This is a genomic window from Streptomyces sp. NPDC050759 (assembly GCF_044456945.1).
Taxonomy (GTDB): Bacteria; Actinomycetota; Actinomycetes; order Streptomycetales; family Streptomycetaceae; genus Streptomyces.
Genome location: NZ_JBITGI010000004.1, coordinates 423,633 through 450,581 on the forward strand (window position 1 = coordinate 423,633; position 26,949 = coordinate 450,581).

The window sequence follows — 26,949 nt, forward strand, 5'->3', positions numbered from 1 at the left end:
GGGTCAGATGCGCTCGACGATGGTGGCGATGCCCATGCCGCCGCCCACACAGAGCGTCGCGAGGCCGTACCGCTTGTCCTGGCGTTCGAGTTCGTCGATCAGGCTGCCCAGGATCATGGCGCCGGTGGCACCGAGGGGGTGGCCGAGCGCGATCGCGCCGCCGTTGACGTTGACCTTGTCCAGGGACAGGCCCATGTCCCGCACGAAGCGCAGGACGACCGCCGCGAAGGCCTCGTTGATCTCGACGAGGTCGATGTCGTCGATGGTCAGCCCGGCCTTGGCGAGTGCCTTGCGGGTGGCGGGCGCGGGGCCGGTGAGCATGATGGTGGGTTCGGAACCGGAGACGGCCGCGGACACGATCCGCGCGCGCGGGGTGAGGCCGTAGCGCTCGCCGACCTCCTTCGAGCCGATCGCGACCAGCGAGGCGCCGTCCACGATGCCGGAGGAGTTGCCCGCGTGGTGGACGTGGTCGATCTTCTCGACCCAGTGGTACTTCTGCAGGGCCACCGCGTCGAAGCCGCCGAGGTCGCCGATGTCCGCGAAGGACGGCTTGAGCCCCGCGAGGGAGTCGGCGGTCGTGCCCGGTCGCAGGTGCTCGTCGTGGTCGAGGACGGTCAGACCCGCGCGGTCCTTCACCGGGACGACGGACCGGTCGAAGCGGCCCTCTTTCCAGGCCGTGGCCGCGCGCTCCTGCGAGAGGGCCGCGTACTCGTCGACGTCACGGCGGGAGAAACCCTCGATCGTGGCGATCAGGTCGGCGCCGATGCCCTGCGGCACGAAGTTGACGGCCAGGTTGGTCATCGGGTCGTTGAACCAGGCGCCGCCGTCGGAGGCCATCGGCACCCGGGACATCGACTCGACACCGCCCGCGAGGACCAGGTCCTCCCAGCCCGAACGCACCTTGGCGGCCGCCATGTTGACGGCCTCCAGGCCCGAGGCACAGAAGCGGTTCTCCTGGACGCCCGCGACCGTGTCCGGCAGTCCGGCGGCGACGGCGGCGATCCGGGCGATGTCGGAGCCCTGGTCGCCGACCGGGCCGACGACGCCGAGCACGATGTCGTCGACCGCGGCCGGGTCCAGGTCCGGGAAGCGGGCGCGGATCTCGTGGATGAGTCCGACGACCAGGTCGATGGGCTTGGTGCCGTGCAGGGCGCCGTTCGCCTTGCCGCGGCCGCGCGGGGTGCGGATCGCGTCGTACACGTACGCTTCGGTGCTCACGAGGAAGCCTTTCAATGAGGGTTAGCCCAGCAGGGAACGGCCGATGATCTCTTTCATGATCTCGGTCGTGCCGCCGTAGATGGTCTGGATACGGCCGTCGGTGAAGGCCTTGGCGACCGGGTACTCGCTCATGTAGCCGTAGCCGCCGTGCAGTTGGAGACAGCGGTCGGCGACCCGCTTCTGGAGCTCGGTCGCCCACCACTTGGCCATGGAGGCGTGGACGGCGTCCAGTGCCCCGTCGGAGTGGTCCTCGACGCAGCGGTCGACGAACGTCCGCGTGACCGCGCACTCCGTGGCCATCTCGGCTATCTCGAACCGGATGTGCTGCTTGGTGGCGAGCGGCCGGCCGAAGGCCTCGCGCTCCTTGACGTACTCGGTGGTGATCTCCAGGAGGTGTTCGGCGGCGGCGATCGCGGAGACGGCGATGCTCAGGCGCTCCTGCGCGAGGTTGGTCATCAGGTGCCCGAAGGCGCCGTCACGGTCGCCGAGGAGGTTCTCCTTGGGCACGCGCACCTCGTGGAAGAACAGCTCGGCCGTGTCCTGGGCCTTCTGGCCGATCTTGTCGAGGTTGCGGCCGCGCTCGAACCCCTCCATGCCGCGCTCGACGACCAGCAACGACAGTCCGCGGGCACCGCCCTCGGGCGTCGTCCTGGCGACCACGATCACCAGGTCGGCGATGATCCCGTTGGAGATGAACGTCTTGGAGCCGTTCAGCAGCCAGTGGTCGCCCCGGTCCTCCGCGTGGGTGCGGATGCCCTGGAGGTCGGAGCCCGCGCCGGGCTCGGTCATGGCGATGGCGGTGACGAGCGAGCCGTCACAGAAGCCGGGCAGCCAGCGGCGCTTCTGCTCCTCGGTGGCGAGGCCGGTGAGGTACGGGCCGATGACGTCGTTGTGCAGTCCCAGGGCGAGTCCGGGAGTACCCGCGCGCGTGAACTCCTCGGCCAGGACGGTCGCGTAGCGGAAGTCGGTCGTGCCGCCGCCCCCGAACTCCTCGGGCACGGCGAGCCCGAGCAGGCCCTGCTTGCCGGCCGCCCGCCAGGCCTCGCGCGAGACGATGCCGTCCTTCTCCCACTGCTCGTAGTGCGGCAGCACCTCCCTGGCCAGGAAGGCGCGCACGGTCTCGCGGAACGCGTCGTGCTCGGGGGCGAAGAGCTGCCGCTTCATTCGGGGCCTTTCATTCGGGGCCTTTCATCGCGCCTTTCAAGTGCGCCTTTCAAAAGATCCGGTACGTCCCAGTCGCGTGCCACGTCCGCGATGTCGGCGCCGGCCGTGGCGGGCCCCGTGCGGACGGCCGTGGGGGTCGCCGAGAAGCGGGGCGCGGGGGCGGGCTGGGTGATGCCGCCGTGGTCGGTGAAGGTGCCGCGGGCGGCGAGGTGCGGGTGGTGCGGGGCCTCGCGCAGCGACAGGACGGGCGCCACGCACGCGTCGGTGCCCTCGAAGACGGCCGTCCACTCGTCTCGCGTACGGGACTTGAAGCGGGCGGTGACCGCCTCGCGCAGTTCGCCCCAGCGGGTCCAGTCCTTGCGGGCGTCCTCGAAGTCCGGCAGGCCGAGCAGGTCCAGGAACAGGTCGTAGAACTGCGGCTCCAGCGCGCCCACCGCCATGTACCTGCCGTCGGCGGTCTCGTAGGTGCCGTAGTACGGGCAGCCGCCGTCCAGGAGGTTGGCGCCGCGCCGGTCCTGCCAGCCGCCGGCGGCGGTCATGGCGTGGATCATCGCGGCGAGGTGGGAGGTCCCGTCGACGATGGCGGCGTCGACGACCTGGCCGGTGCCGGTCGCGCGCGCGTGGTGCAGGGCGGCGAGGACGCCGACGACGAGGTACAGGGAGCCGCCCGCGTAGTCGCCGAGGAGGTTGGCGGGGACGGCGGGGGGCCGGCCCGGTTCGCCGATCATGCCGAGGGTGCCGGTGAGCGCGATGTACGCGATGTCGTGCCCGGCGCGCTGGGCGAGCGGTCCTTCCTGGCCCCAGCCGGTCATCCGGCCGTAGACCAGGGCGGGGTTGCGCGCGTGGCAGTCCTCGGGGCCGACCCCGAGGCGCTCGGCGACTCCGGGGCGGTTGCCCTCGATCAGGATGTCGGCGCGGGCGGCGAGGTCGAGCACGCGCGCGGGGCCGTCGGGGGCCTTGAGGTCGACGACCACCGAGCGCTTGTTGCGGTTGGTGAGGTCGTAGGCGGGGTTGATCGACAGGGAGACGCCGCCCGGGCGGGACACGTGGACGACGTCGGCCCCGAGGTCGGCGAGGAGCATGGCGGCGAACGGGCCGGGCCCGATACCGGCCAGCTCGACCACGCGCACACCGGCGAGCGGGCCGGGCCCGGGCGTCTTTGCCGTTGTCATCCAGCCCCCATCGGCGTGACACAACTGATGTAACACCAGTGATGCTATGAACGCGTTCCCGTGGACACAAGACCTGAGCGAGCAAGCGCTTAGCCAATTATGGGCCCGGTCACCGGGCGTCGAGCTCTGCTATCAGCCGTTTCGGCGCGATCGCGCGACAGCTCTCCTCGACCCGGTCGCACAGCAGGTCCGCCGCCGGGGAGCCCTGCTCCGCGAGCGGGACGCGCACCCAGCCGGCCTTCAACGAGAAGGTCTTCGTCTTCCTGGGCTTCAGGGGATTCCTGGGCACGGCCACCGTCCCACCTCCGGCCTCGTCGTCGGGCTCCACACGCTTCACGCTAGCCTCGGCCACCGACAACGGCGCGCGGCGGGACCCAGGAGTGTCATGAGCAGGCTGAAAAAGGCGGACCGTCCCTACGACATCGTGCTCTTCGGAGCGACCAGCTTCGCGGGAGCGCTCACCGCGGAGTACCTCGCCGCGCACGGACCGGACGGTCTGCGCTGGGCGATCGCCGGCCGCAGCGAGGACAAGCTCCGGGCGCTGCGCGAGAAGCTGCCGGGGGGCACGGACGTCGAGGTGCTGACGGCCGACGTCTCGGACCCGGAGTCGCTGCGCGCCCTCGCCGGGCACGCGCGCGTGGTCGCCACGACGGTCGGGCCCTATCTGACGTACGGCGAGGGGCTCGTCGCCGCCTGCGCGGACGCGGGTACGGACTATCTCGACCTCTCGGGCGAGCCGGAGTTCGTTGACCTGATGTACGTCCGGCACGACGCACGCGCGCGTGAGACGGGTGCACGGCTGGTGCACGCGTGCGGGTTCGACTCGATCCCGCACGACTTGGGGGCGTACTTCACGGTCCGGCAGCTGCCGGAGGGCGTACCACTGACCGTCGACGGGTTCGTGACCGCCGACGCCACCTTCTCCGGAGGAACGTTCGCCTCGGCGTTGAACCAGTTCGCGCGGGGCCGACAGATGATCGCCGCTGCCCGGGACCGCGGACGGCACGAGCCGCGCCTGGTGGGCCGACGGGCCACCGCGCCGACCGGAACCCCGCGGTACGCCCAGGAGATCGGCGCCTGGGCCCTGCCCCTGCCGACCATCGACGCGCAGATCGTGCGCCGCTCCGCGAAGGCCCTGGAGCGCTACGGTCCCGACTTCCGCTACCGCCACTACGCGGCGGTACGGCGGCTGCCCATGGCGGTGGGCGGGGTCGCGGCCGTGGGCGCGCTGTTCGCGGCGGCGCAACTGCCACCCGCCCGGCGCTGGTTGTCCGACCGGGTCAAGCCGGGTGACGGGCCGGGTCCGGAGAAACGGGCCAAGAGCTGGTTCACCGTGCGCTTCGTCGGCGAGGGCGGTGGGCGCCGGGTGTTCACGGAGGTCGCGGGCGGCGACCCGGGATACGACGAGACGGCGAAGATGTTCGCCGAGTCGGCGCTGTCCCTGGCCTTCGACGACCTGCCGGAGACCGCCGGTCAGGTCACGACGGCGGTGGCGATGGGGGACGCGCTGATCGAACGGCTGCAACGGGCCGGAATCACGTTCCGGGTGGCGTCGAGCCGGTGAGCCCCCGCGTCAGAAGGACCAGCCCGCCACCGTGTAGATCATCCCCGCTATCCAGCCGAGCCCCGCGAGCACACCGAGGACCAGCGCGGCGGTCACCGCGCGCTCGACGGGCCGGTTCGGGTCGGCGAGGGGCTTGGGGGAACGGTGGGTCATGCGGTGCGTCGTCATGCGGGACAGCCTGCCGATCACACGCGGGTGCGCACATCCGTACAGATACTCAGACGACGTACTCAGTCCCCCGCCTCACTCCGCCTCCTGGAACGCGGTCAGGCGGTCGCCTCCCGCAGCGCCTTGCGGCACAGCGCGTCCGCCCTGCGGGTCGTCTCCGGGAGCCGGTACGCCGGTGTGAGGGCGAGGGTGTGGGCGCAGGCGTTGTCGAGGCTCACGCGGTGGCCGACCGAGACGAAGACCGGCTTCACGGCCTCGCGGGTCCGCAGGGCCCGGCCCACCTCCTGCGCGTCCGCCAGCAGCGGTGCCCACGCGCCACGCCGGGCGCCGGGATCGCCGTAGGTGAAGGCGAACGGGTTCTTGGCGACGCCGATCGTGGGCAGACCGGTGAGCACGCCCAGGTGGCTCGCGAGGCCGAAGCGGCGGGGATGGGCGAGGCCGTAGCCGTCGCAGACGACCAGGCCGGGCGGAGACGGCAGGGCGCCGAGGGCGGCGAGGACCGTGGGGATCTCGCGGAAGGCGAGCAGGCCGGGGACGTACGGGAAGGAGATCCGCCCGACGGCCGTGGCCTCGGCGACGACGTCCAGGGTCGCCGCGTCCAGCACCACGGCCGCCGCCGCGACGACGTCCCGTGCGTCGTCGTAGGCCACGTCGACCCCGGTGACGTGACCGGTGCCGGGCGGCGGGCCGGCCTCGTCGAGGACGGTCCTCGTCCTCAACTCGTCCTGGAGCGCGCGGGCCTGCTCCTCGGTCGCGGGCCAGCCCGCGGGAATGTCTACGGCTCTCATGGTGGGGACGAGGGTACGGCGAGACGGCGTACCCTCGCGATCATGTTCGTACTGGAGCTGACCTACACCGCCCCGCTCGATGCCGTGGACGCCGTGCTGCCGGCGCATGTCGCCTGGCTGGACGAGCAGTACGAGCGAGGTGTGTTCCTGGCGTCCGGGCGCAAGAACCCCCGCGACGGCGGAGTGATCATCGCCGTCGCGGAGGACCGCGCGCGGATCGAGGAGACCGTCGCGGGTGACCCCTTCGTCGCGGCCGGGGTGTGCGCGTACCGCGTCACCGAGTTCGCCGCGACGAAGACGGCCCCCGCGCTGGAGGAGTACCGCGAGACCCTGGACTGACGGTCAGCTCTTGCCGCCCAGGGCACGCTGGAGCTCGCTCTTGTTCATGTCCGAACGGCCCTTGACGCCCTTCCGTTTGGCTTCCTCGTAGAGCTGGTCGTAGGTCGGGCCCTGGGAGCCCTTGCCGGACCGCTGGCCGCCCCGCTTGCCCGAGGACATGTCCTGGGTCGAGGTACGGCTGGCGGTCTTGGACTCGCCGGACCGGGCGCGTTCCTTGTTGACCGTCCGCGCCGCGATCTCCTTGGCCCGTCCGGTGCTCTCGCCCCGGTCCTGGGCGCTCTCCTTGATGTGCTCGTACTGACGCTCGCGCTTGGAGCTCGAACCGGCTGGCATGTGGGATCACTCCTTTCGCCGTCGGCGACCGGGTACCCACATTCCGCCACTCAGCCCTCCAGCCGTGCCACCCGCCCCTTCTCCCCGGCGGCCCAGCAGCCGCCGTCGACCGTGCAGTCCACGGTGTCGTACGAGCCGGTGTCGACGGTCCGCCAGGTCCGGCCGGCGTCCCGGGTGAGGTCGGTGCCGGTGGGGCCGACCGCGAGGGCGGCGGTGCGGCTGTGCGGGAGCCAGGCCACTCCGGAGCGGTAGCCGTTCACCGGGGCCGCGGCGGGCCGCCAGGCGGCGCCCCCGTCGCCGGTCCGCGCGGCGGCCTGCGGCGAGCTCTGGTCGGGGCGGTAGTCGCCGCCGACCGCGAGTCCGTGCGCGCGGTCGCGGAAGGCGAGCGCGAAGACGCCCTTGGCCGGGTCGCCCGCCGGGATCGGCGTGTCGGAGGCCGTCCAGGTCAGCCCCCGGTCGGCGGAGTGCAGTACACGCGCGCGTGCCGCCCCGCCGGTGGCCAGCCAGACGTCCCGCGGCCCCGAACTGACCAGGCACTGACCGCTCGCCGCGAAGCCGGCCTCGCCGTCGAGCGCGGCCGGCATCCCGGTGTTCGGCAGCACCTTCCAGGAGCGGCCGCCGTCGGAGGTCGACAGGATGCGGAACTTCCCGTCCACCGGGTCGCTCATGGCGAGACCGTGGCGGTGGTCGAAGAAGGTGAGGCAGTCGTAGAAGGCCTTGGCGTCGGTGTTGCGGAAGGACTCGGTCCAGGTCGCGCCGCCGTCGTCGGTGCGGTACACGCGGGACGCCTCGCCCTCTCCGATGGCCAGGACCACGGCCCGGCGCGCGTCGAAGGACTCGATGTCGCGGAACTGGAGTTCGGCGGCGCCGGGCGGCGAGACGTTTCGCCAGCTCGCCCCGCCGTCCGTGGTGCGCAGCACGGTGCCCTGGGTACCGGCCAGCCAGGCGGTGTCCCGGCTGACGGCCGACAGCCCGCGGAACCGCACCTCGGGGGTGCCGCTGTCCTTGAGCTCCCAGTGCGGAGTGCGGCCGTCGGGATCGTGCGCCTCGGCCGGTACGGCGGTCAGGACGGCCAGCGCCGCCGCACACGCCACCCCCACGGCGATGGTCCGGCCCGTCAGACCCGTACGTCTCTTGCCTCGCGTGTTCCCCAAGCGCCTCATGGCGGGCGAAGCTAGTCCACGCTCCCGGCGCCGTCCAGATGCCCTCGGCCGTCCGCCCGGTGGTGCGGGGGTCGCCACAAGTGCCCCTCGCGGCACGGGAAGAGGACTGAATCACACCTGTGCATGAAGACGGTGACAGAGGTCACTCGACTTTCGTGTACACGGATTGGCTCATTCCGTCGTCTCTTCCAGTGCCCGTCCTCACTCCGAAGCCCCACCCGCCGTCACAAGGGAGCAAGGCGTTGTCCACCGTCATCGAGCAGCCCGTCGAGGCCCGTCTCGTCGCCGCGGCACCGCGGATGCCGAGCATTCCCGCCACACTGCACTACGACCGCTGCGATCCGTTCGCGGTCCGTATGACCTTCCCCGCCCCGGCCACCCTGGAGGGGGTCGAGGTCTGCTGGACCTTCAGCCGCGACCTGCTCAGCACCGGCCTGCACGAGCCCGACGGCCACGGCGACGTCCGGGTGCGGCCGTACGGCTACGACCGCACCGTTCTCGAGTTCCACGCCCCCGAGGGCACCGCCGTCGTGCATGTGCGCACGGGTGAGCTGCGCCGGTTCCTGGAGGCGACGAACGACCTGGTGCCGACCGGCCTGGAGCACCTCCAGCTCGACCTCGACCACGACCTGGCGGAGCTGATGCGGGACGCCCACTGACGCGAGCCACCCGAGTGGGCGATGAGCTCGCGGTGGTCGAGCCCGTCGACCGACGCGTCGTACGTCCCCGCGTCCAGCAGCTCCCGCGCGGCGCGGCGGACCAGGGCGTGTGCGGCCGGCTCGGCGGCGGGAGGGCGCCGGATCCGGCCATGACGGTGAGCAGTCCGTCCACGCCTGGTCGACGAGGAGTCTGACGGTCCCCGGGTCGACGGCCCCGGGGACCGAGATCCTCTCGGCACTCACGGCGAGGTGGGCGGCGGACCGCTCCCCTCCCAGCGCCGCGCGGCGCAGGAACATGTCGATCCGGGCGTTCACGAACAACGGCACGCCCACGGCGTCGGCGGCCTCGCGGGCTGCGGCGACACGCTCGGCCTGCTCGCCGATCACCCGTAGCGGCTCGCCCCCGTACAAGGCGTCCTCGATCCTCACCCCGACCGCGCCCGCCGCGAGCACGGCCCGCGCGGGTCGGCGTCGCCCGCCGGGTCCCGCGCGCAGCCGCTCTCGATGTCCACGGTGACGGCACACCGACCACGGCGGCGATCCGTCTCACGGCACCCAGGGCCCGCTCCCGGCCAAGGAGAGCCCGGCGATCGTGGTGGCCACGGCGGCGCCGCCACGCCGGCGTTCAGGCTCCGGCCGAGGCCGCCGCCACCGCCCCGCGCAGCTCATGGACGACCTTCCGCAGCGCCGGGGCCGCCTGTCCGCTGCGTTCGATCAGCTCCTCGACCCGGGTGTCGTGGGCCTCCTTGCGGGGCAGCAGGGTCCGCAGCCCGGCGGCGGCCGCGAGCGCGACGACGGCCGCGTCCCGGTCGGAGGTGTCCACGGCCGGGACCGGCCCACGCAGGATCTGCCGTGCCTCCTCCTGGAGCGCCTCCACCGCGGCCGGGCGCGCCAGGTCGTACTCGACCGTGGGGAAAAGTCCGAGGGCCCGCCTCTTCCGCGCCCGCAGCCATCCCCCGGCGGCGAGTTGTTCCCGTACGGCGTCCAGCGTGATCCGGGTGTGCAGCGTCACCCAGGACCGCCACCGGTGCGGCCGGGATTCGCGAACCAGTTCGAGAAACCCGTCCAGGACGGCGTCACCGGTGGACGCGTCCATGTCGACCGGGGTCGCGATGCCGTCGTCGTCGAGGAGCAGCCCGCGCTGGGCCAGCTCGGTGAGCGCACCGGCCCGGACCAGCTGGGGGATCTGGGTGCCACCGGGGGTCTCGGACTTCGAGGTGTCCCAGGCCAGCAGGTAGAGGTGGGCCGGCAGAGAGAGCGGGCCGACGGGCACGGGGCCTCCTAGGGAGCATTAACTCGTTGACAGCCCTGCGGCCGCCTCGTACGTTGTAGAACGGTTCTGTTGTCGTCGATCGGAGAAGGACGTTGCTCGTCTGAGGTCCTGAGACACCGTGTCACACACCTGAGGTGTGTGCGCTGCGTGCGACCTCGGCACACGAGCCGTTCCGACGAGCCGGGCCCTGTCCGTGCCCTCCGGTTTCCTCTCGTCCCCCGTCGCCGCGGGTGTCTCGATACGCGTTTGCCCCTTCTCGCTTCGAGCAACCGCGGAGACTCGTATGTCTACTTCCATCACCTGCACCTCGCTCGCTTTCTCCTGGCCCGACGGCACCCCGGTCTTCGAGGGCCTCGACATCGCCTTCGGACCCGGCCGGACCGGTCTCGTCGGCGTCAACGGGTCAGGAAAATCAACCCTGTTGAAGCTCATCGCCGGTGAACTCACCCCGGCCGACGGCGCCGTGCGCGTCGCGGGCGAGGTCGGTTACCTCCCGCAGAACGTCACGCTCGACACCGGCCTGAGGGTCGACGAGGCGCTCGGCATCGACGGGCAGCGCGCCGCCCTGCACGCCATCGAGGCGGGTGACGTGGCCGAGGAGCACTTCGAGACGGTCGGCGACGACTGGGACGTGGAGGAGCGGGCCCTGGCCACCCTCGGCGAACTCGGGCTGGGCCACATCGAGTTGGACCGCGGGATCGGCGAGGTCTCGGGCGGCGAGTCGGTGCTGCTGCGACTGGCGGCACTGCTGCTGCGCCGCCCGGACGTCCTGCTTCTCGACGAGCCCACCAACAACCTCGACCTGTACGCCCGCAGGCGTCTGTACACGGCCGTCGCCTCCTGGCCCGGGGTCATGGTCGTGGTCAGCCACGACCGGGAACTCCTCGACCTGGTCGACCAGATCGCCGATCTGCGCTCCGGGGAGGTGACCTGGTACGGCGGCAACTTCTCCGCCTACGAGGAGGCCCTGGCCGTCGAACAGGACGCGGCGGAGCGGATGGTGCGGGTCGCCGAGTCCGACTTCCGCAAGCAGAAACGCGAACTGGTCGACGCCCAGGTGAAGTTGGCCCGCCGCAAGCGGTACGGCCAGAAGATGTTCGAGCAGAAGCGCGAGCCGAAGATCGTCATGGGGGCGCGCAAGCGGTCGGCACAGGAGTCCGCGGGCAAGCACCGCATCATGCACGAGGAGAAACTCGCCGAGGCGAAGGACCGGCTCGACGAGGCGGTGGAGGCCGTACGGGACGACGACGAGATCCGCGTCGACCTGCCGTACACCGCCGTGCCACCGGGCCGCACGGTGCTGACCCTCCTGGACCTGGAACTCGCCTACGGCGCACGGGTGAAGGGCGGCCTGGACCTGCGGGGTCCCGAGCGGGTCGCGCTGATCGGACGCAACGGCGCGGGCAAGACGACGCTGCTGCGCACGATCGCCGGGGAACTGGAGCCGGTGTCGGGCGAGGCGACGGCCCATGTCCCGCTCCGCTTCCTGCCCCAGCGCCTGGACGTCCTCGACGGCGAGCTGTCGGTCGCCGAGAACGTGGCCCGGTTCGCGCCGGGCGCCACCAACAACCGGGTGCGGGCCCGTCTCGCCCGCTTCCTGTTCCGGGGCGCCCGGGCCGACCAGCAGGCGTCGACGCTGTCCGGTGGCGAACGCTTCCGGGCGGCCCTGGCCGCGCTGATGCTGGCGGAGCCCGCACCCCAGCTGCTCATGCTCGACGAGCCGACGAACAACCTCGACATGGCGAGCGTGCGACAACTGACGTCAGCCCTGGAGTCGTACGAGGGCGCGCTGGTCGTGGCAAGTCACGACCTGCCGTTCCTGGAGTCGATCGGCATCACGCGCTGGCTGATGCTGGACGGTGAGCTGCGGGAGGTCACTCCGGAGGCCCTGGAGTTCCCCGCGTAGCGTCCACGGCGGTGACGACGGCCGCCGGATCCGCGCCCGCCCGGAGCAGCGCCACGCTCCGGGCGGGTGAGCTGGTCGAGCCGTCCCCGCAGGATGCGCCGGGCGTCCGCCAGTCCGTCGACGCCCTCCGGGGAGCCCATGACCTCGCGCACGGCCGGGATGCCGTCACCGCCCGCGCGCAGGGCGGCCGGATGCCCCGGCCACACCGCCCTACGGCACGATCGTCACCAAGAACCACCCCGATGACAGCGCGTCCGACCTCGACCCCCCGGGCCGCCGGCGGGTCGACGTCCATGTCGGCCGGACGGCGCTTCCAGCACTCCTCGGGGCGGTACGACCTCGCGGCGGCCGACGTGGTGCTGCCGCACCCGGTCCACGGGCCCCTCGGCTGGATCTGCCTCGTGCATCCCGGCGAGCGGACGACCGGCACCGTCGTACGACTCCTGTGTGAGGCCCGCGAGGCGGCACGCGCGTGTGCGGCGCGGCGGCGCTGGTGGGCCGTGGAGCGTCTCAGGAGGGCCACAGCCTGACTACGGGGGTTTTGTCGACACGGACCGGCGCTGCATGATGGCTGACCGGCGCCCGTCACGGATGCCGCCCCTGTCCCGCCGATACGGAGTTCCCTCGTGCCCAGCAAGAAGGCCCTCGTCCGCCGCCCCAGCCCGCGCCTCGCCGAAGGTCTGGTGACGCACGTCGAGCGGGAGAAGGTCGACGTCGACCTCGCGCTCGAACAGTGGGAGACGTATGTCGAGGCCCTGCGCGCGCACGGCTGGGAGACCGTGGAGGTGGACCCGGAGGACGACTGCCCGGACTCGGTGTTCGTCGAGGACACCGTGGTCATGTACAAGAACGTCGCGCTGATCGCCCGCTCCGGCGCGGAGTCCCGGCGCGAGGAGACCATCGGCGTCGAGGAGGCCGTGGCGCGCCTGGGCTGCTCGGTGAACTGGATCTGGGAGCCGGGCACCCTGGACGGCGGTGATGTGCTGAAGGTCGGCGACACGATCTACGTCGGCCGGGGCGGGCGTACCAACGCGGCCGGCGTCCAGCAGCTGCGGGCCGCCTTCGAGCCGCTCGGGGCCCAGGTCGTCGCCGTACCGGTGAACAAGGTGCTGCACCTGAAGTCGGCGGTCACCGCGCTGCCCGACGGAACCGTCATCGGGCACATCCCCAAGGTGGACCGGCCCGCGCTCTTTCCGCGCTTCCTGTCCGTGCCCGAGGAGGCCGGCGCCCATGTCGTCCTGCTCGGCGGCCCCATGCTGCTCATGGCGGCCAGCGCGCCGAAGACGGCGGAGCTGCTCACCGACCTCGGTTTCGAACCGGTGGTGGTGGACATCAGCGAGTTCGAGAAGCTCGAAGGCTGTGTGACCTGTCTCTCAGTTCGACTGCGGGACCTGTATGCCTGATCGAGCGTGCGCGACATTCCAACGGCCCCGGACCTGCGGTTCCCGGGGCCGCTTGTCATGCCCGGGGAACACCGCTGATCAGGGGTCTTTACGGCGCGCTTAACCTACGGTCTCGTAACCTACGGTTTCGTAGCCTACGATTCCGTAGGTTCCCGGCGCCGCTCGCCGATCCCCCTCAATTGTTCGCCGCGTCCCCCTGGAGTACCTGTGACGATCACTTCCCCTCACCTCGGCAGCCCGTCCTCCGCCTGGACCGACGCGCGACTGCTGTACGCGCTGGAGGAAGTGGTCGAGACGGAACTCAACCGGCATCTGAAGGTCACCAAGGACTGGATGCCGCATGAGTACGTCCCGTGGAGCGACGCCCGCAACTTCCCCGGTTTCTTCGAGGACGGCGAGGCCTGGCAGAAGGGCCAGTCCAAGGTCACCGAGATCGGCCGGATCGCCCTCGTCGTGAACCTCCTCACGGAGGACAACCTCCCCAGCTACCACCACGAGATCGCCTCGCTCTTCGGCCGCGACGGCGCCTGGGGCACCTGGGTGCACCGCTGGACCGCCGAGGAGGGCCGGCACGGCATCGTGATGCGCGACTACCTGCTCGCCTCGCGCGCGGTGGACCCGGACCAGCTGGAGCAGTTCCGGATGGCCCACATGAGCGAGGGCTTCGAGTCGGACAACCGCCACTCTATGCTGCACTCGGTGGCCTACGTCTCCTTCCAGGAGCTCGCGACCCGCGTCTCGCACCGCAACACCGGCCACCAGTCCGGGGACCCGGTCTGCGACCGCATGCTGGCGCGCATCGCCACCGACGAGAACCTGCACATGGTGTTCTACCGGAACCTGCTGAAGGCGGCCTTCGAGCTGGCGCCCGACCTCACGATGATGGCGGTGCGCGACGTCATCGTGAACTTCCGGATGCCCGGCCACGGCATGCCCGGCTTCGAGCGGGCCGCCGCGCAGATGGCGATCGGCGAGATCTACAACATGCGCATCCACCACGACGACGTCATCCAGCCCGTCCTGCGCTTCCTCAAGGTCCTCGAGATCGACGGCCTCGGCCCCGAGGGCCTCAAGGCCCAGGAGGAACTCGGCCTGTACATGAGCGGCCTGGACGCGGAGGCGTCGAAGTTCGACGAGAAGCTGGCGGCGCGCAAGGCGCGGATGGCGGCTCGCGCGGGGGCATGACGCCGGGCCGGCCGCCCCGCCGCATATCCGGTGCGGGCCGTCGGCTTCCTGCCGGGCCTGATCGACGCCGACGCCGCCGCGCGGGTACGGCGGCGGATTCGCGCGCCGCCCACGCGCGCGAACGAACGCCGGGCCGCATACGCCGCCCTGAAGTCGATGCGGCGGCAAGCCGAGAAAGGACGCGCGCCTTGCCTGCGTGGTGCGCTCGGCGCACGCTGGTCGTATGGGTGCTCACGACGGCGGCCCTACGCTCATCACTTCCGTGCAGCGGGCCCTCCGACTGCTGGAGGCGGTGAGCGCGCACGAGAACGGTGCGCCGGCGAAGAAGCTGGCACGTGAGACGGGACTGCCCCTGGCCACCGCTTATCACCTGCTGCGGACGCTGGTCCACGACGGATATGTACGGAAGCTGGACGACGGCGGGTTCGTCCTGGGCGACAAGCTGCAGACGCTGCACACCACGGGCCGCGGGCAGGTGTCGCTCAGCCGCATCCGTCCCACGCTCGCCGCTCTGCGGGACGATCTCGCGACCGCCGCCTACCTCACCTTCTACGAGGACGGCGAGATCCGAGTCGCCGAGATCGTCGACGGCCCCCGGGCGCCCCGTGTCGACCTCTGGGTGGGATTCGAGGACGCGGGGCACGCCACCGCGCTGGGCAAGTCCGTGCTGCGAGAACTGGATGACGCCTCCCGCAAGGACTACCTCTCCCGGCACCCCCTCGCCGACCTCACACCACGCACCATCACCAGCCCTCCGGAACTGCTCCGGCGACTCGACTCCTCGCCCGTGGCCCCGGCCGTCACGGACCTGGAGGAGTACGCCCTCGGTACCGTCTGTGTCGCCGTGCCCGTCTACAACGGGGACACCCTCGGCTCGCTCGGCGTCTCCCTGCGGGCGGACCGGCTCTCCCGACTCGAGGAGATCCTGGCGCGGCTGATCCCGGCCGCGAGTCGTGTGACCAGGGGTCTCTCGCTCACTATCTGAAACTCCCCACCTTGTGACGCCCGAGCCATACCCCTTTCCTGGATGAAAGAGACATTCCAGCGACCCCGCACAAGGTGAGGACTACGGACGAAGCATGAGTCAGGTTCGAGACCGGAAACGTGCCGTCGCACAGTTGGTGGCCGCCGTTACTCCCGCACTGCCCGTGCTGATCGTCTCCGTCGTCGTGCTCGTCGACGTCGCGTGCGGAGCAGGAACCCTCTGGCTGCCACTGCTCGCGGCCGGGCCCGCGCTGGCCGCCACCACCGGCGGGCCGCGCGGAGTCCTCTGTGTCGGCCTTCTCGCCGCGGTGCTGGGCGCGACGCTCGGAACCCGGGACGGCGTTCCGGGACATGAGCTGACGGCCGTACTGTCCGCCCTGGCGGCCGTCACGCTGGCGAGTGGCCACGCCAGCGCGTTGCGCGGGCGTCGTGAACGGGTGCTCGCGGCCGTCCGCTCGGTCGCGGAGGCCGCCCAGCATGCGCTCCTCAAGCCCGTACCGGCGACTGTGGGCCCGTTCCAGGTGGCCGTCCGCTACAGCGCCGCGGCGGCGGAGGCCCGTATCGGCGGGGATCTCTACGCGCTGGTGCCCACGCCGTACGGGGTCAGGCTGATCGTCGGCGATGTGCGCGGCAAGGGGCTGCCGGCCGTGGGGACCGCCGCACTCGTCGTCGGTGTCTTCCGTGAGGCCGCCTACGACGAGCCCGATCTCCTCGCTGTCGTCGGCAGGATCGAGCGGAGCCTGGCGCGCAACCTCGGTGCTGACGACTTCGTCACCGCCGTGGTCGCCGGGTACCCGCAGGCAGGCCATCTGGAGGTGGTCAACTGTGGCCACGCACCTCCGCTGCTGGTGCGCGAATCCGGCACCGTCGTGCCGGTGGAGCCCGCCCATCCGGCCCCGCCCCTCGGGCTGCGCGCCCTCACGGACGAGACTCCCAGCCTCCAGGTGCTGCCTTTCGACGACGGTGATCAACTGCTGCTCTACACCGATGGGGTCACCGAGGCCCGCAACCACGGCCGGGAGTTCTACCCGCTCGCCGAGGGGCTGGCCCGCCACGTGTCCGACGAGCCGGCCGGCACCCTCACCGCGCTCCATGACGAACTGCTGGCGCATGTGGGCGGCCGGCTGCACGACGACGCGGCACTGCTCCTGCTCCGCAAACCGGCCGCTCCGGAAGCGGTGTCGGACGCGGGTCGGGGCAGCGCCCCACACTCCGTCTCGTGGCCGGACAGAGCACCTACCTGAGGAGAGAAAGCCCCGGTCAACGGCGTAACGCCGGCCTCTGCGCTACGCCCGGGTGCGCTCCGGGATCCCAGCCGCACTCCCGGGCCCGTCGGCTCATCGGTTGTCCACTCGTCTGATCGCCAGCCGTTCCTTCTCGGAGAGGCCGCCCCAGACGCCGAAGCGTTCGTCGTTGGCCAGCGCGTACTCGAGACACGCCGAGCGCATCTCGCACATGCCGCAGATGCGCTTCGCCTCTCGTACCGAGCTGCCCGGCTCGGGAAAGAAGAAGTCCGCCCCGGTCTGCGCGCACAACGCCTGCGCCTGCCAGGCGGGGTCGGTCGGGGTGATGGTGTCGATGTGCATGGCCGAGATCGTGCCGGGCAGCGAAAAACGTTCGATCAACGCGCGATCAACGGCCCCGTTCATGACCTCCGGTCGCCTTGATGGTCCTCCGCCCGGTACGGGGGTGCACGGCGGCGCGCGGAAACGGTTCATCCACGGTCCGCGTCGGCGTACCGGCGGCGATTGTCAGTGGACGGTGCAAGACTCGGCAGTGCAGGCAACGGGACCCCTCAGAGGAGGGCAGAGATGCTCACGACCCGTTATGTCACCGGCGCTCCGAACTGGCTCGACCTCGGCACCCCGGACATCGACGGCGCCACCACCTTCTACGGCGGCCTGTTCGGCTGGGAGTTCCAGCCGGGCCCGCCCGAAGCCGGCGGTTACGGCTTCTTCCAGCTCGCCGGCAAAACCGCCGCGGGCGGCATGCAGACCACACCGGAGCAGGGCCCGCCCTCCTGGACCGTGTACTTCCAGACCCCCGACGCGGACGCCACCGCGAAGGCGGCCGAGCAGGCGCACGGCTCGGTGCTGATGCAGCCCATGGACGTGATGGGCCAGGGCGGCATGGCGATCCTCGCCGACAAGGCGGGCGTGCGGTTCGGCGTCTGGCAGCCCAAACAGAACAAGGGGCTCCAGGTCACCCAGGAGCCGGGCTCGCTGTGCTGGGTCGAGCTGTACACGGCCGACCTGCCGATGGCCGCCTACTTCTACCGCGCGGCTCTCGGCCTGGAGACCTACGGGGTCGACTTCCCCGGCGGCACGTACACGACGGTGCTGCCGGACGGGCAGGACGAGGACGCCATGTTCGGCGGCATCGTCCCGTTCGCCGACGATCCGCTGGAGGCGCAGGCCGGGGGGTACTGGATGCCGTACTTCGAGGTCACGGACACGGACGAGACGGTGGCGAAGGCACAGGAGCTGGGCGGCAGCATCCGGCTGCCCGCCACGGACGTGCCGGGTGTGGGCCGGGTCGCCAAGCTGGCCGACCCGTACGGCGCCCGCTTCGCGGTCATCAAGTCCGCCCCGCAGCAGACGTGACCGGGGCGGGGGGTCACGCCGAGGCGCGGCGGATCAGCGTGGTCGGCAGGACGACACCGGCCGGTGTGGCTCCCCCGCTCCTGCGGTCGAGGTCTCGCAGCAGCAGGCGGGCCATCAACCGACCCATCTTCTCTATGTCCTGACGGACCGTCGTCAGCGGTGGATCGGTCTGTTCGGCGACCGGCAGCATGTCGTCGAAGCCGATCACCGCCACGTCCTCGGGCACGCGGCGCCCTCGCTCGCGCAGCACGCGCAGGGCGCCGGACGCGGTGAGGTCGTTGGCGGCGAACACGGCGTCCACGTCCGGGCACCGGTCGAGGAGTTCGCGCATCGCCCGCTCCCCGCCGGCCGGGGTGAAGTCGCCCCGCACGACAAGCTCCGGGTCGGCGTCGCCCATGACGTCCTTGTAGCCGTCGAGCCGGTCCGCGGCGGAGGTCTGGTCGAGGGCGCCGGTGATGTGGGCGACACGGGTGCGCCCGAGTCCGACGAGGTGCCGCACGGCCTCGCGGGCACCGCCTCGGTTGTCGCTGTCGACGTACACGGCATCCGTCGTCCCGTCGCTCCACCCGGGCCGGCCGCCGAAGACCGTGGGGACACCGGCCCGTTGGATCAGTTCCGGCAGCGGGTCGTCGAGGTGCAGCGAGAAGACGAGCGCGCCGTCGACGTGGCCTCCGGCGAGGTAGCGTCCGACGCGGGCGTGGTCGTCGCGGCCCTCGGTGAGCAGCAGGACGAGTTGATTGTCGTGGGCGGTCAACTCCTTGCTGATGCCCCGGAGTTGCAGCGCGAAGAAGGGGTCCGCGAAGACCCTGGTCTCCGGTTCTGCCACGACCACGGCGACGGCGTCGTGGCGCCGGGTGACGAGACTCCGGGCGGCCTGGTTGGGGACGTAACCGAGCTCCTCGACGGCCCTGCGCACCCGCTCGACGAGCGGCTCCCTGACCCCGTCCCCGCCGTTCACCACCCGGGACACGGTGGCCCGCGACACCCCGGCCCGGGCCGCCACAGCCTCCAGTGTGGGGCGCGGCACTGTGTCGGTCACTTCGGGGCTCCTCGTCGGCGGGTGCGGATCAGGATAGCCCCGGAGGAGGACACGGGTGAGAGCGCTCTCGGGATGGGTGAAGAGGCTTGTGCAACGGGGTTCCCTGGACTGGTCGGTGCCGGCCATCTCGCGACGGGACTCAGGCCAGCAGGTCCACCCGCTGCCCGATCCCCTCCCGCTCGGCTCGCCCGTACGCCGTCCAGGCCAGGGCGAGGTCCTGCCAGGGCATGCCCACGGGGGCGTAGACGGTGAGGTCCGTGTCGGTCGTCCGGCCGGGGTGCTCGGACCGCGTGACCTCGCCGAGGGTCGCGTCGGCGGCCCTCAGCATTCCCACGCGGGCCGTGAGTGCACGATCGTCGACCACCAGGAGTGCCGCCTCCAGCAGATCGGCGGCCAGTTCCGCCTTGCCGGGCTCGTCCGCACCCAGGCTCGTGAAGTGCTGGCCCGGCCTGGTGTCCCGCAGGTGCAGCAGTGGTTCCCTCGACCAGGTCGCCGACAGGACGATGTCGGCGGCCGCGGCGAGCTCCGTGGCGGAGGACACCACACGCCCACCGTGCCGCGCGGCGAACTCCGCGGCGCGGTCGGCGGACGTGTCCTGGACGACGAGGGCGCTGCGAGGTCGTAGCACCGCAAGGCCCCGCACCATCAACTCGGCCTGCGCGCCCGCCCCGATCACTCCGACGACATCTCCCCGGCCGGCGAGCACATGGGTTCCCAGGGCGGCCGCGAGGCCGGTGCGCCAGGCCGTGACCGTCGCCGAGTCCAGCAGCGCCAGCAACTCGCCGTCGGCGCCGCTGTGCAGGCAGATCACCCCGCGCAGGGCGGGCCGGGCGGCGGGGAACTTGGCGTTGACCTTCACCGTGTAGGCCGGAACGCCGGGGAGCAGGCCGGGGATCAGCGCGGTGGCCGTGCCGGGGAACGGGAGGTCCGTGCGCACCCGTTGTCCCGCGATCGGCACCCCCTGCCGGAAGCCCTCCCGCAGGGCGTCGATGCAAGCCTCCGGATCCAGCACCGCCTCCAGATCACCGCGTGTGAGAAGAAGAGTCACCCGTCCATGATCCGTCAGTGCGCGTGCCCGGCCTGCTGCTCCGTGTGCTCGTGGGGCTCGTACCCGGGGATCGTGCCGTCCGTCTTCTTCACCAGGAACAGGCCCACCATGCCCATGTCGGAGTGGCTCTGCACATGGCAGTGGTACATCCACGCGCCCGCCCCGACCCCCTCCCCCGCGATCACCTGGAAGCCGAAGGAGTCCGCCGGGCCCACGATCTTGTTGTCGATGACCTGGCTCGGGTCGTCGGGGCCGGTAAGCATGCCCGTGCGGTTGTCCGCCCAGCGGTGACCGTGCAGGTGGAAGGTGTGGTAGTACTCGCCGTGCGTGATCATCACGAACTCGACCCGATCGCCCACCGTGGCCTCGAAGTTGGGCCCGGAGTGCGCCGGCTTGTTGTTGATGAGCATGTCGTTGAAGACGATCGTGTGGGTCGCGTCCGGGAGGACATCGCCCTTGCGGCGGACGATCACGGGTCCGTAGAGCCCCTTGCGGATACCGCCGGTTCCGTGTTCCGTGCCGACCACGTGGTCGTGGTAGTGCCAGTAGCCCGCGCTGCCCGCCCGCCAGGTGCCGTCGCTCCGGCGGCCCGGCAGATGGGTGCGCCAGGTGTAGGTGCGGGTGCCGCCCGGCTCGACGTCGCTGTTGTTCAACTTGGTGCCGTCGCTGGAGATCTCGTAGTCCAGGCCGTGGACGTGCAGGCTCGCCCTGACGTCCATGGTGTTCTCGAACTCGATGTGCAGGGTGTCGCCCTCGTTGAGCTCGATGAGCGGACCGGGGATGGTCGCCTTGCCTTTCTCGAGGCCGTAGCCCATCTGCCCGTCGGCGAGCTTCTCGGCGTACAGCTTGATGCGCTTGACCTCGCCGCCGCCCGGGGCGGCCGTCGCCGGACCGGTGTCGCCCCGGGCCTCCGGCGCCAGGGACAACGATGTCGCGACGGCCGCACCGCCGAGCAGCACCCGCCGGTTGAAGCCACGTCTGTCCAGTGCACCCACGCAGAACTCCCCACCGTGATACGGATTTTGCGGAGACGTACCTGTGATGAACCTGTGAGACGGTACCGGCCGCCGAGCCGTTTATCCACACTCAGGACAAAGTTCGTGCGATCCCGGTCATAGGTATTGGCGAGTGACGCAAAGGGGTCTAGCTTCCATGGCGCTGTTGCTGTGACCGAGGAGGTGCCCATGCACTTACGAGGGTTGAGCGCGAGAAGCGGAGGAAGCACGAGAAGACGGGTCTGGACGGCCACCGTGACCGCGGGGGTCGTCGCCGCCGGGCTGATGTCCGGACCGGCGGCGGGGGCGCTGCCGGCTCCCGATCCATCCGCGACAACGATGTCCGTCAAGTCGCCACCGGGCGGCGCCGATGTACGGGTGCTGGTCTTCTACGGGTCCGCGGCCGCCGGGGACGAGTCACCGGTCGTCAACGCCGGGATCGCCGCCGTCGAGAAGATCGGGCTGTCCGGTCCCGTGAACCAGCGGTTCGAGACCGAGGCCACGGACGACGCCAGGGTCTTCACCGACGAGAAGGCGCTGGGGAGTTACAACGCGATCGTCTTCCTGACCGGCGGCGGGGACGTCCTCGATCCCGAGCAGGAGGCCGGCCTGGAGGCCTACATGGAGGCGGGCGGCGGTTTCGTCGGCGTCCATGACGCGGCCCGCGCCGAGCCGTACTCCGACTGGTTCACGGGTCTCGTGGGCGCCCGTCCGGCCGCGTCCAGCCCAACGGCCGTGCAGCGAGCCACCGTTGAGGTCGGCGACCGGCAGCATCCGGCGACGAAGGATCTGCCGGTGCAGTGGAAGCGTCCCGACCAGTGGTTCAACTGGACCAAGAACCCGTCCGGTGACGTGCACACCGTGGCCCGGGTGCGCGAGTCGACCTACCAGCCCGGCGCGAGCGCCAACGGCTGGGACCATCCGGTGAGTTGGTGCCGCGACTACGACGGCGGCCGGTCGTTCTACACCGGCATGGGAGGCACGGTGGCGTCTTACGACGAGACCGACTTCCGGGCCCATCTGCGCGGTGCGCTGCTGTGGACCTCGCGGCTCGTGCAGGCCGACTGCAAGGCGACCATCAACGGCAACTACAAGGCCGAACGCCTCACCCAGCCCAACCAGGCGGGGCAGAACGACCAGATCGGCGAGCCGCACGGCCTCGTCACCGCCCCCGACGGGCGCGTCCTGTACATCGGCCGCGGCGGCGCCGACTCCTCCCAGCCGGTGATCACCGACTGGAACAACCCGGACGTCGGCAAGGGCAAGGGCCAGATCCACGTCTACGACCCGGCGACCAAGAAGGTCACCCTGGCGGGCGAGTTGACCGTCTTCGGCAACAAGGGCGGCGGCGACGAGCTGGTGAAGGTCGAGGAAGGGCTGCTCGGGATAGAGCTCGACCCGCGCTTCGAGCAGAACGGCTGGGTGTATCTGCACTACACCCCGCACGCACAGCTCAACCGCGACACCCGGATCGCCGAGCGTCGGGTCTCCCGCTTCACGCTCGACCTCGCCACGAACAAGCTGGACCTGAGCAGCGAGAAGGTCCTGCTCAAGTGGCCGGTCCAGGTGCACAGTTGCTGCCACGCGGGCGGCGGGATGTCCTGGGACTCCAAGGGCAACCTGTACATCGCGACCGGCGACAACAACTCCAGTGGCTTCAGCGGCGGTTACTCCGGCAACAACCCACAGCCGAACTACAAGGGCGTCTCCTTCGCGGACGCGCGCCGCACCGCCGGCAACACCAACAACCTCAACGGCAAGATCCTGCGCATCCACCCGGAGCCCGACGGGACGTACACACTGCCCGAGGGGAACCTCTTCACGGGCAAGGAGACCGACGAGGGCGGCGGCAAGACCCGCGGCGAGATCTACGTCATGGGCGTCAGGAACCCGGCCCGCATCTTCGTCGACAAGAAGACCGACATCCTGTACGCGGGATGGGTCGGCCCGGACGCGGGCGAGCCCTCGACGACCTGGGGCCCGGCCAAGTACGACACCTTCGCCGTCATCACCAAGGCGAGCAACCGGGGCTGGCCGTACTGTATGGGCAACAAGCAGCCCTACCGGGACCGCAACCTGCCGGACCCCAACCAGCCGCTGGGCTGGTACGACTGCGACCACCCGAAGAACGAGTCGCCCAACAACGACGGTCTGGTCAACCTCCCGCCCGTCACCGGCAACAACATCTGGTACTCGCCCCAGGGCGGCGCCCCGGACTACCCGCGCGACGCGAACGGCATCCCCTCCTACAAGCAGGAGGACGCCAAGTACCTGCTGCCGTGGCTGAAGGGCGGCGGCCAGGCCGCGATGAACGGGCCGGTCTACCGCTACGACACCGCCTCGGCCACCAGCACCGTCAAGTGGCCCGCCTACTGGGACGGCAAGTGGTTCGTCGGCGACTTCTACGACGCCGACCAGCCGCGCAACGCCGTCATCACCGATCCGAAGAACCACGGGGACGGCGGACTGCCCGTCCACTCGGAGTCGCTCAAGAAGATCGTGCCGATCGGCAACGACGGCATCAAGAACCTCATGGACTGGAAGTTCGGTCCGGACGGCGCGCTGTACGTCCTCGACTACGGGCGCGGCTTCTTCACCTCGGACGCCAAGTCGGCACTGTGGCGCGTCACTTACACGGGCGGCGGACCGACTCCGGCTGCCGGACAGCTGGCGAGAGGAGGGCAGTGATGCGCCCCCGAAGAGCACTGACCGTCCTGCTGGCCGCCCTGTTGATGGTGCTCGGCCTCCAGTCGACGTCCCAGGCACGGCCCGACACGGTCCCGGCGGCGGCCCAGACACTCACCTGGACCGCCGGCGACGACATCACCAAGTACACCTCCGTCCCGACGACGGCCGTCGCGGGCTCGGCCACGATCGTCTTCGAGAACAGCACGGCGACCGGCAACACCACCGGTATGCCGCACACGTTGACCTTCGTGACCAGCGACCCCGAGTTCAACAACGACGTCGAACTCAACATCCTCGCCAACCCGAACGACGACATGGGCGGCCGCCACACCGCCGAGGTCACGCTCACCCCGGGCCGCTACTTCTACCACTGCACGATCCCGGGCCACGGGCAGATGCAGGGCATCCTCGTGGTGACCGAGGGCAGCGGCTCGGACACCACCGCCCCGACACCCCAGGCCCAGGTGACCGGCACGCAGAACGCGCAGGGCCAGTACGTCGGTTCGGCGAGCGTGGCCCTCACGGCGACCGACGAGGCCGGCGGCTCCGGCGTCGACCGGATCGAGTACGCGACCGGGGACGCGGGTGCCTGGCAGCCGTACACCGCCCCGGTCGTCTTCGACCAGGTCGGCGACCACACAGTGCGGTACCGGGCCGTCGACAAGGCGGGCAACGTCTCCGCGGAGAAGAGCGTCGGCTTCACGGTCGTCGCCCCGCCCTCCGACGACACCGCCCCGCCGGACACCTCGGCAACGGTGAGCGGCGAGCAGAACCCCGACGGCACCTACCTCGACATGGCGACCGTGACCGTGTCGGCCTCCGACACCGGATCCGGGGTCAACACCATCGAGTACGCGGTGAACGACGGGAGTTGGCAGCCGTACACCATGCCTGTGATGGTGCACCAGGTCGGCTCCCACACCGTGCGCTACCGGGCGACCGACAAGGCGGGCAACGTGGCCGCCGAGAAGAGCGTCCGGTTCACGGTGGTCGCGACGCCCCCGCAGGACACCACCCCGCCGGTGACCGGTGTGACCGTGGACGGCACGCGGAACTCCGACGGGGCGTACGTGGGCAACGCCAAGGTGACCGTGAGCGCCACGGACGAGGGCGGTTCGGGTGTCGGGGGCGTCGAGTACTCGATCGACGCGGGACCGTACCTGGCGTACACCGCTCCCGTGGTCGTCGACCGGGCGGGCACCCACACCCTGGCGTACCGGGCGACGGACAAGGCGGGCAACACCTCGGCCGCACGCACGGTGACCTTCACGGTGGTCTCCAGTCAGGTCCCGGCGCCCAACTGCGCGGAGCTCGACGAGCGGTTGACGGTGATCGTCGGCACGGTCGACAGCGGGGTACCGAACCGCATCACCAACAGCCGGTGCCGCATCAACGAGTTGATCGAGGACGAGAAGGAGTGGACGTCCCACGCGCTGTTCCTCAAGCACGTGAAGACCGTCCTGGACAAGCTCTTCAGGGACGGGGTCGTCGACGAGCGCGAGTACGACGCCATCGACGCGGCGGCCCGTGAGTCCGGCATCGGCAAGCCGGGGCAGACCGAGGGCTACCGCACGATCCTCGACGGCAGCGCGGCGTCCTTCGCCAAGTGGCAGCAGGTGGGCGGCGGTTCGTTCGCACCCAACGGCGACGGGTCGATCACGTCCGGCACCACGAAGGACGGCCTCGGCATGCTCTGGTTCCCGGAGCGCAAGTACGGCGACTTCTCGCTCAAGCTCCAGTGGCGGGACGACGCCCCGGGCACCGGGAACGCCAACTCCGGTGTGTTCGTGCGGTTCCCGTGGGTCCACGACAATCCGGAGGAGCCGCGGCCGGAGTGGGCCGCCATCAAGTACGGCCATGAGGTGCAGGTGCTCGACCGGCCGGACGGCGACATGTACAAGACCGGTTCCATCTACGGCTTCGACCGGGTGGGGCTGGCCGGTGCCGGCGTCACCCAGAAGGGCACCTGGAACGACTACGAGATCCGGGTGGTCGACCAGCACTACTCGGTCTACCGCAACGGCGTGCTGATCAACGAGTTCGACAACATCGGCGGTCAGGACTTCTACCCGGCCCGCTCGGACGACCCGGGCACGGACGGGCGGCGGTTCGACTCCGGCTACATCGGGCTCCAGGTGCACAGCACGACGGACGTTGTCTCGTACCGGGACATCAGGATCAAGGAGCTGTAGGAGGCGCCTTTCTCGACGTGTCCCGGCTCGGCTGTACCCGCTTGGGCTCCCCCGGCATCTTCGGATACTCGGGCGGGTACGGCAGATCACCGAGCCCGTGGTCGTGCTCGTCACGGCGGGCCAGGTCCAGGAGGGCGTCCAGCGAGAAGGCGTGATCGTCCATGTCCGCGTGCACATCGCCGAGTTCGGCGAAGCGCGCGGGCATGGTCGCGATGTCGAAGTCCATGGGGTGCGCCTGGCCGACCTCCTCCCAGCGCAGGGGTGCGGAGACGGGGGCGTGCGGGCGGGGCCGTACCGAGTAGGCGGAGGCGATCGTGCGGTCGCGGGCCGTCTGGTTGTAGTCGATGAAGATGCGCTTCCCCCGCTCCTCCTTCCACCACTTGATGGTGACGTGCTCCGGCATCCGGCGTTCCATCTCGCGCCCGACCGCGATCGCGGCCCGCCGCACCTGGGTGAAGGTCCAGCGCGGTTCGATCGGCACGAAGACATGCAGGCCGCGTCCGCCGGAGGTCTTGGGCCAACCGCGCAGACCGCCGAACTCCTCGAGCACCGACCGCAGTTCATGCGCCGCGCGCACGGCGTCGTCGTAGTCCGTGCCGGGCTGCGGGTCGAGGTCGATGCGCAGTTCGTCAGGGCGGTCGACGTCGTCCCGGCGGACCGGCCAGGGGTGGAAGGTCAGGGTGCCGTACTGGGCGGCCCACAGGACGGCGGCCTCCTCGGTCGGGCACATCTCGTCGGCGCTGCGGCCGCTGGGGAAGGTGATGTGGGCGGTCGGGATCCAGTCGGGCATGTTCTTGGGCGCCCGCTTCTGGAAGAAGTTCTCGCCGGTCACACCGTCCGGGTAGCGCTCCAGGGTGGTGGGGCGGTCGCGCAGGGCGCGCAGGATGCCGGGGGCGACGGCCTGGTAGTAGCGGGCGAGGTCCAGCTTGGTGAAGCCGCGCTCCGGGAAGAAGATCTTGTCCGGGCTGGACAGCCGTACGGTCCGGCCGCCCGCCTCCAGTTCCACCGCGTCACCCATGCGTGCCACGGTAAGCGAGCCCGGCATATCAGGCATTTCGGGGCGTG

General features: G+C 70.9%; 24 protein-coding genes and 3 pseudogenes. 12 read left to right on the top strand and 15 right to left on the bottom strand.

Translation table 11 applies throughout. From position 1 onward, the window contains the following. Positions 1-3 precede the first annotated feature (3 nt). From ACIBJB_RS15450 to ACIBJB_RS15465, 4 genes and pseudogenes are all read right to left on the bottom strand, one after another. Complete coding sequence (locus ACIBJB_RS15450) at positions 4-1,218, bottom strand: acetyl-CoA C-acetyltransferase (RefSeq protein ID WP_398930583.1); 1,215 nt, start codon at positions 1,216-1,218, stop codon at positions 4-6. 21 nt (positions 1,219-1,239) lie between these two features. Continuing rightward, the gene (locus ACIBJB_RS15455; protein ID WP_398930585.1) at positions 1,240-2,382 is read right to left on the bottom strand and encodes an acyl-CoA dehydrogenase family protein; all 1,143 of its coding nucleotides are present in this window, start codon (positions 2,380-2,382) and stop codon (positions 1,240-1,242) included. Beyond that, positions 2,379-3,554, bottom strand: coding sequence for a CaiB/BaiF CoA transferase family protein (locus tag ACIBJB_RS15460; RefSeq protein WP_398930587.1), 1,176 nt, complete (start codon positions 3,552-3,554; stop codon positions 2,379-2,381). The genes ACIBJB_RS15455 and ACIBJB_RS15460 overlap by 4 nt, the downstream gene beginning before the upstream one ends. A 109-nt stretch (positions 3,555-3,663) precedes the next feature. After that, positions 3,664-3,795 (bottom strand): annotated as a pseudogene (locus tag ACIBJB_RS15465) (MmcQ/YjbR family DNA-binding protein); the annotation flags it as partial. Positions 3,796-3,939: 144 nt separating this feature from the next. On the opposite strand from ACIBJB_RS15465, the gene ACIBJB_RS15470 reads away from it, so the two are divergent. Continuing rightward, complete coding sequence (locus tag ACIBJB_RS15470) at positions 3,940-5,118, top strand: saccharopine dehydrogenase family protein (RefSeq protein ID WP_398930589.1); 1,179 nt, start codon at positions 3,940-3,942, stop codon at positions 5,116-5,118. A 9-nt stretch (positions 5,119-5,127) separates the two neighbouring features. Here the strand turns inward: ACIBJB_RS15470 and mmpA are convergent, their stop codons facing one another. Beyond that, positions 5,128-5,286, bottom strand: a complete 159-nt coding sequence (mmpA, locus tag ACIBJB_RS15475; RefSeq protein ID WP_086723806.1) for a morphogenic membrane protein MmpA — start codon at positions 5,284-5,286, stop codon at positions 5,128-5,130. A gap of 98 nt (positions 5,287-5,384) precedes the next feature. Then, positions 5,385-6,074, bottom strand: coding sequence for an endonuclease V (locus ACIBJB_RS15480; protein ID WP_398930591.1), 690 nt, complete (start codon positions 6,072-6,074; stop codon positions 5,385-5,387). 42 nt (positions 6,075-6,116) lie between these two features. On the opposite strand from ACIBJB_RS15480, the gene ACIBJB_RS15485 reads away from it, so the two are divergent. Continuing rightward, positions 6,117-6,413, top strand: a complete 297-nt coding sequence (locus tag ACIBJB_RS15485) for a YciI family protein (RefSeq protein WP_398930593.1) — start codon at positions 6,117-6,119, stop codon at positions 6,411-6,413. A gap of 3 nt (positions 6,414-6,416) precedes the next feature. Here the strand turns inward: ACIBJB_RS15485 and ACIBJB_RS15490 are convergent, their stop codons facing one another. Together ACIBJB_RS15490 and ACIBJB_RS15495 are read right to left on the bottom strand one after the other, a co-directional pair. Continuing rightward, positions 6,417-6,746, bottom strand: a complete 330-nt coding sequence (locus tag ACIBJB_RS15490) for a plasmid stabilization protein (RefSeq protein WP_266510444.1) — start codon at positions 6,744-6,746, stop codon at positions 6,417-6,419. Positions 6,747-6,796: 50 nt separating this feature from the next. Further along, positions 6,797-7,909: a WD40/YVTN/BNR-like repeat-containing protein gene (locus ACIBJB_RS15495; RefSeq protein ID WP_398930596.1), complete on the bottom strand. Its 1,113-nt coding sequence runs from the start codon at positions 7,907-7,909 to the stop codon at positions 6,797-6,799. Positions 7,910-8,151: 242 nt separating this feature from the next. On the opposite strand from ACIBJB_RS15495, the gene ACIBJB_RS15500 reads away from it, so the two are divergent. Beyond that, positions 8,152-8,568: an SsgA family sporulation/cell division regulator gene (locus ACIBJB_RS15500; protein WP_398930597.1), complete on the top strand. Its 417-nt coding sequence runs from the start codon at positions 8,152-8,154 to the stop codon at positions 8,566-8,568. Positions 8,569-8,802: 234 nt separating this feature from the next. On the opposite strand, the pseudogene ACIBJB_RS15505 reads toward ACIBJB_RS15500, so the two are convergent. Further along, positions 8,803-9,093 (bottom strand): annotated as a pseudogene (locus tag ACIBJB_RS15505) (isocitrate lyase/phosphoenolpyruvate mutase family protein); the annotation flags it as partial. 100 nt (positions 9,094-9,193) lie between these two features. Beyond that, the gene (locus ACIBJB_RS15510; RefSeq protein ID WP_398930599.1) at positions 9,194-9,841 is read right to left on the bottom strand and encodes a GPP34 family phosphoprotein; all 648 of its coding nucleotides are present in this window, start codon (positions 9,839-9,841) and stop codon (positions 9,194-9,196) included. Between the two features lie 283 nt (positions 9,842-10,124). On the opposite strand from ACIBJB_RS15510, the gene ACIBJB_RS15515 reads away from it, so the two are divergent. The 6 genes and pseudogenes from ACIBJB_RS15515 (at position 10,125) to ACIBJB_RS15540 (ending at position 16,563) form a co-directional block, all read left to right on the top strand. Continuing rightward, entirely contained in the window at positions 10,125-11,747 is a 1,623-nt protein-coding gene (locus ACIBJB_RS15515; protein WP_398930601.1) for an ABC-F family ATP-binding cassette domain-containing protein, read from the top strand. A 220-nt stretch (positions 11,748-11,967) separates the two neighbouring features. Beyond that, positions 11,968-12,277: pseudogene (locus ACIBJB_RS15520) on the top strand (DUF6194 family protein). Between the two features lie 96 nt (positions 12,278-12,373). Then, complete coding sequence (gene ddaH / locus ACIBJB_RS15525; protein WP_398930604.1) at positions 12,374-13,150, top strand: dimethylargininase; 777 nt, start codon at positions 12,374-12,376, stop codon at positions 13,148-13,150. Between the two features lie 207 nt (positions 13,151-13,357). Next, the gene (locus tag ACIBJB_RS15530) at positions 13,358-14,335 is read left to right on the top strand and encodes an acyl-ACP desaturase (RefSeq protein ID WP_398930606.1); all 978 of its coding nucleotides are present in this window, start codon (positions 13,358-13,360) and stop codon (positions 14,333-14,335) included. A 223-nt stretch (positions 14,336-14,558) separates the two neighbouring features. Continuing rightward, positions 14,559-15,320 carry an IclR family transcriptional regulator gene (locus ACIBJB_RS15535; protein WP_398930608.1) on the top strand — a complete coding sequence of 254 codons (762 nt, stop codon included), beginning with the start codon at positions 14,559-14,561 and terminating at the stop codon, positions 15,318-15,320. Positions 15,321-15,414: 94 nt separating this feature from the next. Continuing rightward, the gene (locus ACIBJB_RS15540) at positions 15,415-16,563 is read left to right on the top strand and encodes a PP2C family protein-serine/threonine phosphatase (RefSeq protein ID WP_398930610.1); all 1,149 of its coding nucleotides are present in this window, start codon (positions 15,415-15,417) and stop codon (positions 16,561-16,563) included. Positions 16,564-16,656: 93 nt separating this feature from the next. Here ACIBJB_RS15540 and ACIBJB_RS15545 read toward each other — a convergent pair whose 3' ends face one another. Further along, a complete protein-coding gene (locus tag ACIBJB_RS15545; protein WP_398931011.1) occupies positions 16,657-16,905 on the bottom strand; it encodes a WhiB family transcriptional regulator in 249 nt (82 codons plus the stop codon). A gap of 225 nt (positions 16,906-17,130) precedes the next feature. On the opposite strand from ACIBJB_RS15545, the gene ACIBJB_RS15550 reads away from it, so the two are divergent. Continuing rightward, positions 17,131-17,922 carry a VOC family protein gene (locus ACIBJB_RS15550; RefSeq protein WP_398930612.1) on the top strand — a complete coding sequence of 264 codons (792 nt, stop codon included), beginning with the start codon at positions 17,131-17,133 and terminating at the stop codon, positions 17,920-17,922. A 13-nt stretch (positions 17,923-17,935) separates the two neighbouring features. Here the strand turns inward: ACIBJB_RS15550 and ACIBJB_RS15555 are convergent, their stop codons facing one another. The 3 genes from ACIBJB_RS15555 to ACIBJB_RS15565 form a co-directional block, all read right to left on the bottom strand. Further along, complete coding sequence (locus ACIBJB_RS15555) at positions 17,936-18,961, bottom strand: LacI family DNA-binding transcriptional regulator (protein WP_398930614.1); 1,026 nt, start codon at positions 18,959-18,961, stop codon at positions 17,936-17,938. 139 nt (positions 18,962-19,100) lie between these two features. Next, entirely contained in the window at positions 19,101-20,009 is a 909-nt protein-coding gene (locus tag ACIBJB_RS15560; RefSeq protein WP_398930617.1) for an ornithine cyclodeaminase family protein, read from the bottom strand. Positions 20,010-20,023: 14 nt separating this feature from the next. After that, the gene (locus tag ACIBJB_RS15565) at positions 20,024-20,995 is read right to left on the bottom strand and encodes a multicopper oxidase domain-containing protein (RefSeq protein ID WP_398931013.1); all 972 of its coding nucleotides are present in this window, start codon (positions 20,993-20,995) and stop codon (positions 20,024-20,026) included. A 198-nt stretch (positions 20,996-21,193) separates the two neighbouring features. Here ACIBJB_RS15565 and ACIBJB_RS15570 point away from each other — a divergent pair, with 198 nt between their 5' ends. Together ACIBJB_RS15570 and ACIBJB_RS15575 are read left to right on the top strand one after the other, a co-directional pair. Continuing rightward, positions 21,194-23,692, top strand: a complete 2,499-nt coding sequence (locus ACIBJB_RS15570; protein WP_398930619.1) for a ThuA domain-containing protein — start codon at positions 21,194-21,196, stop codon at positions 23,690-23,692. Next, positions 23,692-25,884 carry an OmpL47-type beta-barrel domain-containing protein gene (locus ACIBJB_RS15575; protein WP_398930621.1) on the top strand — a complete coding sequence of 731 codons (2,193 nt, stop codon included), beginning with the start codon at positions 23,692-23,694 and terminating at the stop codon, positions 25,882-25,884. Before ACIBJB_RS15570 ends, ACIBJB_RS15575 begins: the two co-directional genes overlap by 1 nt. On the opposite strand, the gene ligD is transcribed toward ACIBJB_RS15575, so the two are convergent. Beyond that, a complete protein-coding gene (gene ligD / locus ACIBJB_RS15580) occupies positions 25,871-26,902 on the bottom strand; it encodes a non-homologous end-joining DNA ligase (RefSeq protein ID WP_398930623.1) in 1,032 nt (343 codons plus the stop codon). The two genes, ACIBJB_RS15575 and ligD, sit on opposite strands and share 14 nt — an antisense overlap. Between the last annotated feature and the right edge of the window lie 47 nt (positions 26,903-26,949).